The 15,439-nt window shown below is 59.8% G+C and carries 14 protein-coding genes; 6 read left to right on the top strand and 8 right to left on the bottom strand.

Translation table 11 applies throughout. From position 1 onward, the window contains the following. Nucleotides 1-72: 72 nt before the first annotated feature. The 8 genes from QRN42_RS07475 to dnaA form a co-directional block, all read right to left on the bottom strand. Nucleotides 73-798: a DUF3566 domain-containing protein gene (locus QRN42_RS07475; RefSeq protein WP_284978626.1), complete on the bottom strand. Its 726-nt coding sequence runs from the start codon at nt 796-798 to the stop codon at nt 73-75. Beyond that, nucleotides 795-3,464, bottom strand: a complete 2,670-nt coding sequence (gene gyrA / locus QRN42_RS07470; protein WP_284978625.1) for a DNA gyrase subunit A — start codon at nt 3,462-3,464, stop codon at nt 795-797. The genes QRN42_RS07475 and gyrA overlap by 4 nt, the downstream gene beginning before the upstream one ends. 57 nt (nt 3,465-3,521) lie before the next feature. Further along, on the bottom strand, nt 3,522-5,600 hold the full coding sequence (gyrB, locus tag QRN42_RS07465; protein WP_284978624.1) for a DNA topoisomerase (ATP-hydrolyzing) subunit B: 2,079 nt from the start codon (nt 5,598-5,600) through the stop codon (nt 3,522-3,524). 336 nt (nt 5,601-5,936) lie between these two features. Continuing rightward, a complete protein-coding gene (locus tag QRN42_RS07460; protein ID WP_284978623.1) occupies nt 5,937-6,491 on the bottom strand; it encodes a DciA family protein in 555 nt (184 codons plus the stop codon). Beyond that, nucleotides 6,478-7,671, bottom strand: coding sequence for a DNA replication/repair protein RecF (gene recF / locus QRN42_RS07455; protein WP_284978622.1), 1,194 nt, complete (start codon nt 7,669-7,671; stop codon nt 6,478-6,480). The genes QRN42_RS07460 and recF overlap by 14 nt, the downstream gene beginning before the upstream one ends. Nucleotides 7,672-7,694: 23 nt before the next feature. Then, nucleotides 7,695-8,624 (bottom strand): phosphogluconate dehydrogenase (NAD(+)-dependent, decarboxylating), encoded by a 930-nt coding sequence (gene gnd, locus QRN42_RS07450; RefSeq protein WP_284978644.1) that lies wholly within the window; start codon nt 8,622-8,624, stop codon nt 7,695-7,697. 19 nt (nt 8,625-8,643) lie between these two features. Continuing rightward, nucleotides 8,644-9,768, bottom strand: a complete 1,125-nt coding sequence (gene dnaN / locus QRN42_RS07445; RefSeq protein WP_284978621.1) for a DNA polymerase III subunit beta — start codon at nt 9,766-9,768, stop codon at nt 8,644-8,646. A 572-nt stretch (nt 9,769-10,340) separates the two neighbouring features. Continuing rightward, on the bottom strand, nt 10,341-11,759 hold the full coding sequence (gene dnaA, locus QRN42_RS07440) for a chromosomal replication initiator protein DnaA (protein ID WP_284978620.1): 1,419 nt from the start codon (nt 11,757-11,759) through the stop codon (nt 10,341-10,343). A gap of 465 nt (nt 11,760-12,224) precedes the next feature. On the opposite strand from dnaA, the gene rpmH reads away from it, so the two are divergent. Genes rpmH through rsmG form a run of 6 tightly spaced genes read left to right on the top strand, consistent with a single transcriptional unit; the run spans nt 12,225 to nt 15,415 of the window. Then, entirely contained in the window at nt 12,225-12,362 is a 138-nt protein-coding gene (gene rpmH / locus QRN42_RS07435; RefSeq protein ID WP_011776797.1) for a 50S ribosomal protein L34, read from the top strand. Between the two features lie 43 nt (nt 12,363-12,405). Further along, on the top strand, nt 12,406-12,816 hold the full coding sequence (rnpA, locus tag QRN42_RS07430) for a ribonuclease P protein component (RefSeq protein WP_284978619.1): 411 nt from the start codon (nt 12,406-12,408) through the stop codon (nt 12,814-12,816). Further along, nucleotides 12,764-13,231: a membrane protein insertion efficiency factor YidD gene (gene yidD, locus QRN42_RS07425; protein WP_284978618.1), complete on the top strand. Its 468-nt coding sequence runs from the start codon at nt 12,764-12,766 to the stop codon at nt 13,229-13,231. The genes rnpA and yidD overlap by 53 nt, the downstream gene beginning before the upstream one ends. A 16-nt stretch (nt 13,232-13,247) precedes the next feature. Continuing rightward, nucleotides 13,248-14,213 carry a membrane protein insertase YidC gene (yidC, locus tag QRN42_RS07420; RefSeq protein ID WP_284978617.1) on the top strand — a complete coding sequence of 322 codons (966 nt, stop codon included), beginning with the start codon at nt 13,248-13,250 and terminating at the stop codon, nt 14,211-14,213. Next, complete coding sequence (locus QRN42_RS07415) at nt 14,213-14,758, top strand: Jag family protein (protein WP_284978616.1); 546 nt, start codon at nt 14,213-14,215, stop codon at nt 14,756-14,758. Before yidC ends, QRN42_RS07415 begins: the two co-directional genes overlap by 1 nt. Nucleotides 14,759-14,764: 6 nt before the next feature. After that, complete coding sequence (rsmG, locus tag QRN42_RS07410) at nt 14,765-15,415, top strand: 16S rRNA (guanine(527)-N(7))-methyltransferase RsmG (protein ID WP_284978615.1); 651 nt, start codon at nt 14,765-14,767, stop codon at nt 15,413-15,415. Nucleotides 15,416-15,439: the final 24 nt, after the last annotated feature.

Below are 15,439 nucleotides of genomic sequence, written 5' to 3'. Positions count from 1 at the left end.
GGACCGATCTCAAATCGAGGCAAATCCGCGCGGATATTCCACCAATTTCGGCGTATTTCCGCGATTTTTTTACTAGTCGTCCGTCAGAGTGACGCCAATGCCGCCAACCAACGTTGCGGAAATGTTATAAAGCACGGCCGAGAGCATCGACAGCGCCGTGAGCAGAACAACATTCACGACGGCGATAATCGTTGCGAAGGACGCCACCTGACCGAGTGAAGCCACCTTCTTGAGTTCAAAGCCGCCGCTTTCGGATCCGGCAAGGGTACCCAACAGGCTGTCCACCTGGTTGAAGATTCCAGTGAGATCCAACACAGTCCAGAGCACAACTGCAGCGACAACGGTCACGATGCCCAGTGCGACGGACAGCAAGAACGCCATTTTCAGCACGGACCACGGGTCGACCTTGCTGACCAGAAGCCGTGCGCGCCGGACCTTGGCCTTGGGAGCCGGCTTTACCAAGCCGGGGGACCCTTGAGCGGGGCGCTGCTGGGCCGGAGCACCAGCAGGACGCTGGCCAACCTGAACGGGGCGCTGGCCAGGCGCACCAGCGGGACGCTGACCACCTTGGACAGGTCGCTGACCAGGCGCACCAGCAGGACGCTGGCCGGGTGCGCCGGTGGGACGCTGGGTGGGTGCGCCAGCCGGGCGCGCGCCTGCGACTCCCGCACCGGAGGTGCCGGTTCCCGGACTCTGTTGCGGCCGTGCCGGTGTTCCTGGCTGGGCGTTGCCCGAGGGCTGCCGGAGTCCGCCGGGGACACCTGTGCTCGGCTTGGGATATGAGTCGGAATTACTCACTCGTTACCTCCGGTGTTTTCTTCGTTCAGCTCCGCGCCCGTTCCGTTGTCCGGGTCTGCGTCGTTATCCGTTTCGGCCATGCTGGTCACCTCTGAGGCAACTTCGTCTGCAGCCAACGTTACGTCATCCGCGCCACCGTCATCGGATTCATCCGTTTCCAGTCCGCGTTCGCCGTTGCGTGCCACCTCGATAATGCGGTCATTCTTGTCAGGCTTGGCAAAGATAACGCCCATGGTGTCCCGACCCTTGGCAGGAACACCTGTCACAGCGGAGCGGACAACCTTTCCGCCTTCCATGACAACCAGTACTTCGTCTTCTTCCTGAACGATCAAAGCACCTACAAGGTCACCACGCTCTTCAGCAAGCTTCGCGACCTTGATCCCCAGACCACCGCGGCCTTGCAAGCGGTACTCCTCGACGGCGGTCCGCTTGGCGTAACCACCTTCGGTCACGATGAAGACAAATGAACCGTCCTGAACCACGTCAGCGGCCAAGAGCTCGTCGTCTTCCCGGAATTTCATGCCTGTTACTCCGGAGGTCGCCCGGCCCATCGGGCGGAGCGCGTCGTCGGTTGCTGTGAAGCGGATCGACTGGCCCTTACGGGAAACCAACAGGAGATCGTCCGTCTCACTGACCAACTGGGCCGAGACCAGCTCGTCCTCATCGCGCAGGTTGATGGCAATAACGCCAGCGGTGCGGTTGGTGTCGTAGTCCTCCAGCCGGGTTTTCTTCACCAGGCCGTTCTTCGTGGCGAGCACGAGGTATGGAGCTTGCTGGTAGTCGCGAAGGTCCAGGACCTGTGCAATATGCTCATCCGGCTGGAAGGCCAACAAGTTGGCAACGTGCTGGCCCTTTGCGTCGCGGCCGGCCTCCGCCAACTCATAAGCCTTGGCCCGGTACACGCGGCCGAGGTTGGTGAAGAAAAGCAGCCAGTGGTGCGTAGTAGTGACGAAGAAGTGCTCCACGACGTCGTCACCGCGCAGTTGGGCGCCCTTGATGCCCTTACCGCCGCGCTGCTGTGAACGGTAGTTATCGCTGCGGGTCCGCTTCACATAACCGCCGCGGGTTATGGTGACCACCATTTCCTCTTCCGGGATCAAGTCCTCCATGGACATGTCGCCGTCGAAACCCATCAGGATGTGCGTGCGGCGATCGTCACCGTGCTTGGCAACAATCTCGGCGAGTTCTTCGCTGATGATCTGGCGCTGGCGTTCCTCTGAAGCAAGGATCGCGTTGAATTCTTCGATCATCGCCTCGAGTTCAGAATGGCGATCCTGAATCTTCTGGCGTTCCAAGGCCGCCAAACGGCGTAGCTGCATATCCAGGATGGCGCGGGCCTGGAGTTCATCGATCTCAAGGAGCTCCATAAGTCCTTCGCGGGCCGCTTCTGTCGTGTTGGACGCCCGGATGAGGGCAATGACTTCATCCAGCATGTCCAACGCCTTGAGGAGAGCACGCAGGATGTGCGCTTCTTCTTCAGCCTTGCGAAGGCGGTACCGGGTGCGACGGGCGATGACATCCATCTGGTGCGTCACCCAGTGCCTGATGAACGCGTCAAGGCTCAAGGTGCGTGGCACGCCGTCGACGATTGCCAGCATGTTCGCCGAGAAGTTGTCCTGCAACTGCGTGTGCTTGTAGAGGTTATTGAGGACAACCTTGGCGACAGCGTCGCGCTTGAGCACAATAACCAAACGCTGGCCGGTACGGCCCGAGGTCTCATCGCGTAGATCGGCGATGCCCTGGATCTTGCCGTCCTTGACCAGTTCAGCGATCTTGATGGCCAGGTTGTCCGGGTTGGCCTGGTACGGAAGCTCGGTGACTACAAGGCAGGTGCGCCCCTGCAGTTCCTCGACGTTGACCACTGCGCGCATGGTGATGGAGCCGCGGCCCGTCCGGTAAGCGTCTTCGATGCCCTTATGACCCAAAATCGTGGCACCCGTGGGGAAATCAGGGCCCTTGATGCGCAGCAACAGGGCTTCGAGGAGTTCCTCGCGGGTGGCCGTGGGGTTCTCCAACGCCCACTGCACGCCCTCGGCCACTTCACGAAGGTTATGCGGAGGAATGTTGGTGGCCATACCGACGGCGATGCCTGAGGAACCATTGACCAGCAGGTTGGGGAACCGCGCCGGCAAAATGGTGGGTTCCTGGTTTTTGCCATCGTAGTTGTCCTGGAAATCGACGGTCTCCTCATCGATGTCCCGGACCATTTCCATGGCGAGCTGGGCCATCTTGGTTTCCGTATAACGCGGTGCTGCAGCGCCGTCATTTCCCGGAGAACCGAAGTTGCCTTGGCCAAGCGCCAACGGATAACGCATGGTCCAGTCTTGGATCAAGCGCACCAAGGCATCGTAGATCGCCATGTCGCCGTGGGGGTGGTAGGTACCCATGACGTCACCGACCACGCGGGCGCACTTGTTGAAGGAGCGATCGGGGCGGTAGCCGCCGTCGAACATGGCATACAAGACGCGACGGTGTACCGGCTTGAGGCCATCACGAACGTCCGGCAGGGCGCGACCAACGATCACCGCCATGGCGTAGTCCAAGTAGGAACGCTGCATTTCCGTCTGCAGGTCCACCTGTTCGATGCGGTCAGTCAGGAGATCGCCTTCGATGACGACGTCGTCTGCGTTGGGTTCCGCCGGGACTTCAGGAGTTTCGTCACTCATAATTTAAGTTTCCGTTTCAGGTATATGTCGGTTCAGGAATATCTGGCGCTTTATGCCCTAGATATCGAGGAACCTGACGTCCTTGGCGTTTTGTTGGATGAAGTTTCGGCGTGATTCAACGTCCTCGCCCATCAGTACCGAGAAGGTCTGATCGGCGGCCAGCGCGTCGTCCATGGTGACCTGCAAGAGCGTCCTGCGATCCGGATCCATGGTGGTGTCCCATAGTTCGGTGTAGTCCATTTCACCCAGACCCTTGTAACGCTGGATGCCGTTATCCTTGGGCAGGCGCTTGTTCATGGCCGCACCCTTACGGATGGTGTCGTCGCGTTCGCGGTCGCTGTAGACATAGTCATGAGCAGCATTGGACCACTTGATCCTGTACAGGGGCGGCTGGGCCAAGTAGACGTAGCCGTTCTCGATGAGAGGGCGCATGTAACGGAACAGCAGGGTCATCAAAAGAGTGGTGATGTGCTGGCCATCGACGTCGGCATCCGCCATCAGCACGATCTTGTGGTACCGCAGCTTCGAAATGTCGAAGTCCTCGCCGATCCCGGTTCCGAAAGCCGTGATCATGGACTGGACTTCCGTGTTACCCAATGCTTTGTCCAGGCGCGCGCGTTCCACGTTCAGGATCTTGCCTCGCAGCGGAAGGATGGCTTGTGTTTCAGGGTTCCGCCCGCGCTTGGCCGAGCCGCCGGCCGAGTCACCCTCCACGAGGTAGACCTCACAGCGCGAAGGATCCTTGGAGGAGCAGTCAGACAACTTGCCTGGCATGCCGAAGGATTCGAGGGGGCTCTTCCGCCGTGCATTGTCGCGCGCCTTCCGGGCCGCCATGCGGGCCTGGGCTGCAGATATGGCCTTGCGGATCACGTCGCGGGCGGGGCCCGGGTTTCGTTCAAGCCAGTCACCAAGTTGATCGGTGACAACCCGCTGCACGAACCCCTTGACCTCGGAATTGCCCAGCTTGGTCTTGGTCTGGCCCTCGAACTGGGGTTCGGAAAGCTTGACCGAAATGACAGCGGTCAGGCCCTCGCGGATGTCATCGCCGGTAAGGTTGTCGTCCTTTTCCTTGATGATGCTCTTCTCGCGGGCATAGCGGTTGATGAGTGACGTCATCGCCGCGCGGAACCCTTCTTCGTGGGTTCCACCTTCATGGGTGTTGATGGTGTTGGCGTATGTGTGGACGCTCTCCGAATATGCGGTGGTCCACTGCATCGCCACCTCAAGGGCCATGTGCCGTTCGGTGTCTTCAGTTTCGAAAGCAATGACGTCTTCGTGGACGATCTCCACCTTCTTGCTTGAGTTCAGGTGCTTGACGTAGTCCAGGAGCCCGTCGTCGTACTGATACACCACTGTCCGGTGCTCGGCTGCAACTTCGCCCTCGGTTGCGACGGCGTCAAGGTCCAGATCCGGTTCGCCGCCACGAGCAGCAGGCCGCTCGTCGGTCAAGGTGATTCGCAAGCCCTTGTTAAGGAATGCCATCTGTTGGAATCGCGCGCGCAGCGTTTCGAAATCGAACTCGGTGCTTTCAAAGATGGTCCCGTCCGGGTAGAACGTCTGGGAGACTCCGGTCTCGTCCGTGGCTTCGCCCTTCACGAGGCCGCCTTGCGGCTTCCCGCCGTCGGCGAATGTCATGCTCCACACGTGACCCTGGCGACGCACTACAGTCTCAACCCGGCGTGACAGCGCGTTAACCACGGAGATGCCCACGCCGTGAAGGCCGCCTGAAACGGCATACCCGCCACCGCCGAACTTTCCACCTGCGTGCAGGATGGTCATGACCACTTCAACGGTCGGCTTACCCTCGGTGGGGTGGATATCAACCGGAATGCCGCGGCCATTGTCCACTACTTGGACGCCGCCATCGGCGCGGAGGGTGACTTCGATGTGGGTGCAGTACCCGGCGAGGGCCTCATCAACTGAGTTGTCCACCACTTCATAAACCAAGTGGTGCAAGCCGCGGGGACCAGTGGAGCCGATGTACATGCCGGGGCGTTTGCGTACCGCTTCGAGACCCTCCAGTACCGTGATGTCGCTGGCGCCATACTCCCTCGGTGTCGCTGCGGGCGTATCAGGCTTGGGAGCAGTCTCCTCTACGGGTTCTACTGCCAAGGTCTCTGCATTGTCGTTAGCCACAGGCGCTTTCGACTCCTCTGTATTCGATGACGGCCGTTCCCGGCAACGTTCGCAACGAGTGCGGCCGTCAACGGGCACGTGACTGATTGCGCCGGCTACTCCGCCGCCAGGTTGCCCTTATGCCACAGGATGGATTCAGGTTCCCGGCGACGTTCCACCGGCGCTCAGTGATCTACGCCAATTCTATCGTGGAAACGCGGGAATCTTTGCAAATACAAGGGCAGCCCACAGCTGAATATGGCCACGAGAGGCCGCTGGCCCCATCTTCAGCGGCCGCGCGGTGGTCCCGATGGGTGCCTATACGGCTCCGGGCCGTTGATACTCCCTGTACGCCCCTCAGCCGTAGGTATCCCTCGGACCGCGGCCATTGACGCTGCGCCCACCTTTTCGCCAACTCGGAGCTGAAGGACCGAGCACCTGGATGCTGGTCACCACTCCTTCTCCCAGCTCGTTGCGAAACAACTCAAGAAGACTCGTACTCAATAGGCGGAGCTGGGTTGCCCACGCTGTGGAATCACAGCGCACGTGCAGCGTGGTATCGGTAAAACTCTCCGGCGTGCAATGAGCGGAGATGTCCGCTCCTACCAGTGTTTCCCACTCGGCCATGACCGAACCGACAGCCACCGGCGAGGTCCAACCACGCTCTGCAACCAGTCGGCCCACTACTTTTCCTAATCCCAACGGGTCACGCCCCGTCCCGTGGAACTGGGAAAATCCTTTGGTGTCGCGCAGGCCTTTTCGTTTGGGAACTGAACCTGGCCGCGGCGCCCGCTGCCGGACCTCTCCACGCGCAGCCGCCGCTTCGCGCATGCGATTAAGCGCCGCCTGGGCTGCGTCGATTTCGTCAGGGTCTCGACCAGGTTGAAGTCCCTCGCGGCTATCCTTCGCCATCGATGCCTCCCGGAACAACGGTTACGCGCCGTCCGGACAAATCTTCTGGGATGTCGGCCTCGACGGCGGCTGTCACCAGCACCTGCTCGGCACCGGCAACTATTGCAGCAAGTTTACGTCGCCGCTGGACATCAAGTTCGGCAAAGACATCATCCAAGATGAGGATCGGCGCCGTACCACCCGTCCGGGCATCATCCAGCATGACGTAGTAGGACGCCAGGCGCAGGGACAGGCACATCGACCACGTTTCGCCGTGGGAGGCATACCCCTTGGCGGGGGCTTGCCCCAGCACCAGTTCCAATTCGTCGCGGTGGGGCCCAACCAAGGATATGCCCCGTTCAAGTTCCTTTTTTCTTGATGCTGCAAACGCCTGCACGTACCGGTCCGTGAGTTCGTCGACGGACAGTTGCCGGAGGTCTTCGCCCGACGGCGACTCTTCAGTCCCGGAAGTGGCCGAACCGCCGTCGTCGTCCAGGATGTCCTGGATAGTGGATCGGTAGACGGCGGCAGCGGGCTTGGAACCATCAGTGAGTTGGGCATAAGCGTTATTGAGGTGCGGGCCCAGACGCTCCACGAGTTCCAAGCGGGCATGCAACAACTCAGCGCCGGCGCGTGCCATGTGCTGATCCCAGACATCGAGCGTGGCTTCGTGGCCAGCGGTGAACTTGCCGGCTCGGGCCGATTTGAGGAGTGCGTTCCGCTGTTTGAGCACCCGATCATAATCCGTACGTGTGGCAGCATGTCGCGGTACGAGGCTCACCAACAGCTCGTCCAGGAAGCGCCGCCTGTTCGAAGGGTCACCCTTGACCAATGCCAGGTCCTCCGGTGCAAAAAGGACGGTCTGGCAAATCCCCAGGATATCCCTGGCGCGCACCGGGTTCCCTCGGTTGATCCGCCCTCGATTTGCACGGCCGGCGTTGATCTCGACCTCAATGACTGTCGATTGCTCGCCCCGGACGAGCCGGGCCCGGATCAAGGCACGGTCGGCACCAAACCGGACCAAAGGGCCATCCGTGCTCACTCGATGTGAGCTCAAAGTTGCCAGGTATCCAATGGCTTCCATGAGATTGGTTTTGCCAATCCCATTCGAGCCGACCAGTATTGTCACTCCGGGCCCCAGCTTGAGATCAACCTGGGCGTAGCTGCGGAAATCCGTCAGCGATAGATGTTCGAGGTACACGCCGTTTGTTGGACTCCCGCGTCCTAGCTGGCCGGACGCGTGGCGTGTCCGCCGAACTGGTGACGCAAGGCCGAAACCATTTTCATGGCCGGCGATGTGTCTTCGCGGGAAGCGAACCGCGCAAAGAGTGCTGCCGTGATGGCCGGCGCAGGAACCGCATTCGCTATGGCCTCTTCAACAGTCCAGCGGCCCTCGCCCGAGTCTTCCACGTAGTCATCTATGGAGGCCAAGCCCGGATCCTCGTCGAGTGCCTTGACCATGAGGTCCAGGAGCCAAGACCGGACAACGGTCCCCTTTTGCCACGCACGGAAAGTTCCCGGGAGGTCTGTCACGATATCCTTGGCCGCGAGCAACTCGTAGCCTTCGGCGTAGGCCTGCATGAGGCCGTACTCGATGCCGTTGTGGACCATCTTCGCGTAGTGGCCCGCTCCGACTCCACCGACGTGGACAAAGCTGTCCGCCCGGTCACCTTCAGGACGCAAGGCATCGAAAATCGGCAAGGCCAGTTCGATGTCCTCGGCAGCTCCACCGGCCATGAGCCCGTAGCCATTCTGGAGGCCCCAAACGCCGCCGGAAACGCCGCAGTCAGCGAACCGAATGCCTTTTTCGGCGAGGGCGGCTGCATGCTTTTGGTCTTCGGTGAAGCGTGAGTTGCCGCCGTCGATAATCAAATCACCCTGGTTAAGCTTCTCGCCGAGCTCGGAAATGACGGAATCCGTGATATCGCCGGAGGGAACCATGACCCAAATGATGCGCGGGGTGGGCAGTGCTGCGATCAGTTCGTCCACCGAGGCAACGTCTGTCACGTCCGGGTTGCGGTCCAAGCCCGTGACTTCAACACCGCCTTGCCTCAAACGCTCACGCATGTTGAAACCCATTTTTCCAAGGCCGATAAGTCCGATGTGCATAGGGGGTGACTCTTTTCTGCGATGGGACGGAGGAAACTGATGGATGCCGCGCGTTATGAAGAGGTTAGTTAGGCAGGCGGACCGGCATCACGAGGTAACGGTAATCGTCCTGGTCCTCGCCGTCGGCTTCGGCTTGCGCCGTAATCATGGCCGGCTTGGGAGCCGTGGTGAATGAGAACCGAACGTACTTGGTTTCGATGACACCCAGGCCTTCAACGAGGTAGTGCGGGTTGAAAGCTACGGTGATGTCTTCACCGGAAAGTTGCGCTTCGAGTTCTTCGGACGCTTGGGCGTCCTCTCCGGTTCCGGCGTCGAGGTTCAGTAGGCCCTGGGTGAAGGCCAAGCGGACCGGAGTATTGCGCTCAGCCACAAGTGAGACGCGGCGAACGGCCTCAACCAGGTCCTGTGTTGCCACCGTGGCATGGATCGGAGTCGAATCGGGAAACAGCGAACGGATCTTGGGGTAATCACCGTCGACCAGAAGCGACGTGGTGGTCCTTCCACCGCTTTCAAAGCCGATAAGACGGCTGTCATCATCGGCAAGTGCAAGGTTGATGTCCCCGCTACCGCCCAAGGTTTTGGCTACCTCATTGAGCGTTTTGGATTTCACCAACGCGCTTGTGGAGATGCCCGGTGTTACTGGTTTCCAAGGAACTTCCCGCATGGCCAGCCGGTACCGATCGGTCGCCAACAGGGTGATGAGATCGTCCTCGATCTCCATGCGGACCCCGGTCAAAATCGGAAGGGTGTCATCTTTGCTCGCGGCAATGATGACTTGGGACACCGCTTGAGCGAACGCGTCTCCGGGCAAGGTGCCACTGACCGCGGGCAGCGACGGGAGGGCGGGATACTCGGATTCGGGCATCGTTGCCAGGTGGAAGCTGCTCCGGCGGCAGGTCAGCGTGACCTTGTTGCCGTCGGTCTCCACATCCACGGGAGCTGAAGGAAGGCTGCGGCAAATGTCAGCCAGCAGGCGTCCGGAAACCAAGATGGTTCCCTCGGTGGCGATGTCCGCCGGAATCTCGAGGCGGGCCGAGGTTTCGTAGTCAAAGCTTGAGAGGCTGACCGTTCCCGCCTCAGCCTTGAGGAGCAGACCCGAAAGCACGGGTACGGGCGGCCGCGGAGACAGTGACCGTGCGGTCCAGGTAACGGCTTCTGCCAAGACGTCACGGTCGACTCTGAACTTCACGGAGGGGTGCCGCCTTTCATTGCTGGTACCAAAACATCGCTGCGGAACTCGTGATCGAGCCCGCCAAATCTGCATTCGCCTGGGCTGGAACCTGCATGGTTCCCACTCAGGGAATCACAAACAGACCCAGGGATGGGAGCGCTGCTGACAGCTTAGCCGGAAGATCCGGGATTAACCCATCTCCAGCCGTGACGGGACACCCCATGGGGACAGTCTGGGTTCACGTCACCCTGGTTCTTGGGATGTTTCTGGGACTGGGTTGGGTCGGCAGAACGAGATTGTTATTTGAGGGATTTCAATTTTTTGGGATTCGTAGTGTTAATAACTGCTGTGGAAACTGTGGATAACCCGCTCTGGCCGCGACCCTCCGCGGTTAAGCCCTGTTCACGAACTGTGCGTTAACTGGGTTTTAAACAGGGTGTGGATGGGGACAACTCCCAACGCCTATTTTGACGATCCACAGACGGCTTAAGGGTTTTAAGCCCATTAACCGCGCTTGTCCCCTTAACTATCCACAGGCTTATCCACATGTGCCTGTTAATAAGGTATGTGGAGGCGGGGAAGGTGTGAGGCTAGGAGTCGCGCTGTTGCTGCTTGATGCGGTTGGTGAGCTCCGTAACCTGGTTGTAAATCACACGGCGCTCAGCCATGAGCTCGCGAATTTTCCGGTCGGCGTGAATGACGGTGGTGTGGTCCCGGCCACCGAGTTCCTGGCCAATCTTGGGGAGGGACATATCCGTGAGCTCACGGCAGAGGTACATGGCGATCTGCCGCGCGGTCACCAGCGTCCGGGTACGGGACTTACTGCAGAGTTCTTCCATGCTGAGTTTGAAGTAGTCCGCAGTCTGGTCGAGGATCTGCTTGGCTGTGATTTCCTGGGCGCCATCATCGGTGATCAGGTCCTTGAGGACCATTTCTGCCAGGGCTACGTCAACGGGCTGGCGGTTGAGGCTTGCAAAAGCTGTGACACGGATCAGCGCGCCCTCAAGTTCACGGATGTTGCTCGAGATCTTCGAAGCGATGTATTCCAAAGCATCGTCGGGTGCCGAGAGGCCTTCGCTGAGGCCTTTCTTGCGGAGGATGGCGATGCGCGTTTCCAGCTCGGGCGGCTGGATATCCGTCAGCAGGCCCCATTCGAAGCGGGACGTCATGCGGTCCTCGAATCCAGCGAGCATCTTCGGTGGCTGGTCGGAGGTGATAACAACCTGCTTGTTGGCATTGTGCAGGGCGTTGAACGTGTGGAAGAACTCTTCCTGCGTCCGGTCCTTGCCGGCCAGGAACTGGATGTCGTCGATCAGCAGGACGTCGACGTTCCGGTATGTGGTCTTGAAGCTGGTGCCTTCGTCATCACGAATTGAGTTGATGAAGTCATTGGTGAATTCTTCTGAGTTCACGTAACGGACGCGGATCCCGCTGTAGAGGCGCCGGGCATAATGTCCGATTGCGTGGAGCAGGTGAGTCTTGCCAAGACCCGAGTCACCGTAGATGAACAACGGGTTGTACGCCTTGGCTGGTGCCTCGGCCACTGCGACGGCGGCTGCGTGCGCGAAGCGGTTGGAGGAGCCGATAACGAAAGTGTCGAAGATGTATTTCGGGTTCAGGCGACCAAACTCGTGGGAGGTGCTGGGCGGCGTCGGCTGCGGTTTCGGGTCGGCAAAGTCCGACACAGCGGACAGTTCGACGACGGGCTCCGGCTCCACGTGGACCGGCACCAAGTCCGTGTCGACGTCGATTGCGCAGCGGATGTCATCCGAAAAGACATTGCGGAGAGCCTCGTCCAGGGCGTCCTTGACTTGGGTCTGCAGAACCTCGCGGGTGAGCTCATTGGGAACGGCAACCAGGAGGGTGGATCCGATCAGGCCCTGCGCCTGGGCGAGGATGACGAAACCGCGCTGGCGGGGGGTGACCCTATCGTCTTGTTCCAACAGGTTCAGCACCCTGCGCCAGGAACTTCCGACAGTGTTGGCGTGGTTGGCTTCGTCTACTGTCATCAATCTGTTCCTAAATACTTGCTTGCCGGCGATGCTGGCAGCCAGAGTGTCTCCGTCCTGCGCTGTTCCAGTGATAATCCACAGAGTTATACACAGCGGGTGGAGATTGGGCTACTGAGCCACTCTAGGGGATGAAAACCGTAGAAGATAGCTGGGAAGTTGCTTGTGGATAATTACACGGCTGTGGTTCGCCATATGCCTCTGTGAGCCACTTCATCCACAGGCTGTGAGCTACCACCGGACACAGCTGTGGATAGTCCTGCGGCAGGCTCCCGGTTTGACTGTGGCGGTCTTTTTGCCCTAACGTTGTGAAGTCCTTTGTGTCCGCTTTTGAGATGAGTTGCAGGTCCGTACGTTCAACGTATGGATGGCAACGGCGGCAGGCACATACAAAACTTAGCGTCGGCCAGTTCTTCCCCTTTTCTGATCGGGTGGGCGCACCTTTGATCCACTGGAGTAACTAACGTGAGCAAGCGGACTTTTCAGCCGAATAACCGCCGTCGGGCCAAGAAGCACGGCTTCCGCCTTCGTATGCGTACCCGTGCAGGCCGCGCCATCCTGGCTGCCCGTCGCGGCAAGGGCCGCGTCGAACTGTCGGCATAAATACAACTGACTTGTCGGTCAGAGTCTTTTTGAAGGTTCTCCGGTGCTAGCCACCCCTAACCGTCTCAGGACTTCTGCCGATTTTTCAACAACTGTACGTTCCGGCGTCCGCAATGGACGCCGGAACTTAGTGTTATATGCGGCCCCCTTGGGGGTCGGGGAGCCGAGTCGTATCGGTTTCATTGTCTCCAAAGCCGTCGGGAACGCCGTGACTAGAAACCTCGTTAAGAGGAGACTAAGGGAAGCGGCTGCCCTTTCCCTGTGTCAGCACGGAACGGGCCTGGCGGTGGTCGTGAGGGCACTGCCAGCAGCAGCATCAGCCGGCTGGGAGCAGCTTCTCTCCGACTACAACGCCGCATTGGCAGCGACGACGAAGCGTTTGGGCGGATCGGTTCCGCTTAATGCTTCGTCGAACCACAACGGCACCACAACGGAAGGGACACCGCGTGCGTAACAACAGCACCGCCGTCGTTCCTTCCTCAAGCGTGCCCACGGCCAAGCGTTCGGGACCAAGCCGCTGGCCAGCGGTGGCCGGATTTTTCTGGAACCTGCCCCGAAACATCATCATTTTTTTACTGAAGGCGTACCGCAAGGTCATCTCGCCCCTGTACGGCCAGGTTTGCCGTTTCTTTCCTTCATGCTCGGCCTATGCGCTCGAGGCAGTAACCGTGCACGGTGCTGTGAAGGGCAGTTGGCTCGCAGCCAAGCGGCTCGCCAAGTGCCACCCCTGGAACGCCGGCGGAGTGGACCATGTCCCCGCTGGTCATCGTCATTGGCCTGAAGGCCGGACGCCCACAATTGTTGTACTGAACAATCCGGACCAGTTCTTGGCTGCTCAGGCTGATGAAGAAGGCCGCTCGGCGGCCTGAGGAATAGGGAAATCGTATGGACTTCATTGGGACAATCTTGTTCCCGTTCAAATGGCTGGTGTCGATCATCATGGTGGGTTTCCATGAGGGGTTGAGCACCATCGGCTTGCCGTCAGGTAACGGCTGGACGTGGACTCTTTCCATCATCGGCTTGGTGTTGGTGATCCGAGCAGCCCTCATTCCTGTCTTCGTCAAGCAGATCAAGGCCCAGCGCGGCATGCAGCTTTTGCAGCCGGACCTGAAGAAACTCCAGGCGAAGTACAAGGGCAAAACGGACCAGCTCTCCCGCCAGGCCATGGCGCAGGAGCAGATGGCGCTTTACAAGCACCACGGCACCAACCCGTTCTCGGCCTGCTTGCCCATGCTCATCCAGATGCCGTTCTTCTTCGCCTTGTTCCAGGTACTTTCAGGGATCTCAAGCGCCAAGAACGCAGGTACCGGCATTGGAGCGATGAGCGCCCAGCAGGTAGTTGAGTTCGACGAATCAAGCATCTTTGGAGCACCGCTGTCGTCCGCGTTGTTGCATGGCGGCAACGTCTCCGTTGTGATCCTCAGCCTCGTGATGATCGTTGCCATGACGGCTTCGCAGTTCATCACGCAGAAGCAGATCATGGCCAAGAACATGTCCGAGGACGCCATGGCCAGCCCCTTCATGCGGCAGCAGAAGATGATGCTTTACATCCTGCCGCTCGTCTTCGGCATTGGTGGCATCAACTTCCCCATCGGCGTGCTCATCTACTGGACCACCACCAACCTGTGGACCATGGGCCAGCAGTTCTTCGTTATCCGACGCATGCCGACCCCCGGTTCACCGGCCGCCAAGGCTCTTGAACAGCGCCGCGCTGCCAAGGGATTGCCGCCGCTGCTGGGCGGGAAGAAGCGCGACGACGAGGCCGAGGCGGCTGCTGCTGCTGCGACTGCCGCAGCTGACATTCGAGCTCAGCGCGTCCAGCCACAACGCAAGAACAGGAAGAAGAAGTAATGTCTGCCGAGAGCACTGAAGAAGTTGTTACCGCTGTGACCGACGAGGATTCGCAGGAGGAAAGCCAGTCCAAGACTGCAAGCCGACTGGAAGAGGAAGGCGATATCGCAGCGGACTACCTCGAGGAACTTCTTGATATCGCTGATATCGACGGCGATATCGACATCGAGGTTCGCAACGGGCGCACATACATCTCCATTGGCACAGACGACGAGTCCGATGCCCTGGATAGCCTCGTGGGCCCCGACGGGGAGGTCCTCGAAGCGCTTCAAGAGCTGGCACGCCTGGCTGTTCTGTCGGCAACAGAGAATCGTTCCCGTTTGGTGTTGGACATCAACGGTTACCGTAAGGAGCGCGCCGGCGTTCTGCAGGAAATTGCCGAAGACGCAGTAGCCAAGGTCAAGGAGGCCGGGGGGACGGTAGCCCTGGAACCGATGAGCGCGTACGAGCGCAAGATCGTTCACGACGCTGTGGCCGAGCTTGGGTTTGTTTCCGAGTCGGAGGGCGAAGGGGCAGGCCGCCACATCGTCGTCTCGGCCGACTGACGGCCCATGGTTGATATCACCGCAGCTGAGCTGGAAGCAGCCCAAAAGATATTCGGAGAACGCTTGGATCTCGCCAAGCGTTACGTGGAGCACTTGGCCACATCCGGTACTGAGCGTGGGCTTATAGGTCCGCGTGAGGTGCCGAGATTGTGGAGCCGCCACGTTTTGAATTGCGCGGTTATTGAGTCTGCCATACCTTCGGGCAGTCACGTTGCCGACGTCGGATCCGGTGCCGGGCTGCCTGGGCTGTGCCTTGCTATCGCCCGGCCGGACTTGGAGCTGACGCTGATCGAACCGCTGGAGCGGCGCGTCATTTGGTTGCAAGAGGTAGTCGATGATCTCGGGCTGGATAACGTCACTGTCATGCGGACCAGAGCTGAGCTCGCCGTCGGAATGGTGACGGCGGACGTAGTCACCGCGCGGGCAGTTTCCGCCTTGGCGAATCTGGCTGGCCTGACTATTCCGTTATTGGATGGCCATGGAGAAGTGGTGGCCATCAAGGGGCGGAGCGCCGCAGAAGAGATTGAGAAAGCCAAGAAGGTCATCCGGAAACTCGGGGGCGTGCAGACGTCAGTTGTGGTTTGCGGACAGGAGCTTTTGGAGGAACCCACCACCGTGGTGAGGATCATCGTCAACAAGCCCCGAAAGACTCCGTAGGTCCCGTTCGAGTTCCCGCGTGTC

The organism is Arthrobacter sp. fls2-241-R2A-200 (genome assembly GCF_030209745.1).
Lineage (GTDB): Bacteria > Actinomycetota > Actinomycetes > Actinomycetales > Micrococcaceae > Arthrobacter.
The sequence above is the reverse complement of the archived record's forward strand: the minus strand, read 5'-3'. Positions and strand labels throughout refer to the sequence as shown.

Coding starts and splice junctions, on each gene's coding strand:
- QRN42_RS07415 (WP_284978616.1), top strand. CDS start 14,213: ATGTCTGCCGAGAGCACTGAAGAAGTTGTTACCGCTGTGACCGACGAG.
- gyrA (WP_284978625.1), bottom strand. CDS start 3,464: ATGAGTGACGAAACTCCTGAAGTCCCGGCGGAACCCAACGCAGACGAC.
- QRN42_RS07460 (WP_284978623.1), bottom strand. CDS start 6,491: ATGGCGAAGGATAGCCGCGAGGGACTTCAACCTGGTCGAGACCCTGAC.
- dnaA (WP_284978620.1), bottom strand. CDS start 11,759: ATGACAGTAGACGAAGCCAACCACGCCAACACTGTCGGAAGTTCCTGG.
- yidD (WP_284978618.1), top strand. CDS start 12,764: ATGCTTCGTCGAACCACAACGGCACCACAACGGAAGGGACACCGCGTG.
- rsmG (WP_284978615.1), top strand. CDS start 14,765: ATGGTTGATATCACCGCAGCTGAGCTGGAAGCAGCCCAAAAGATATTC.
- yidC (WP_284978617.1), top strand. CDS start 13,248: ATGGACTTCATTGGGACAATCTTGTTCCCGTTCAAATGGCTGGTGTCG.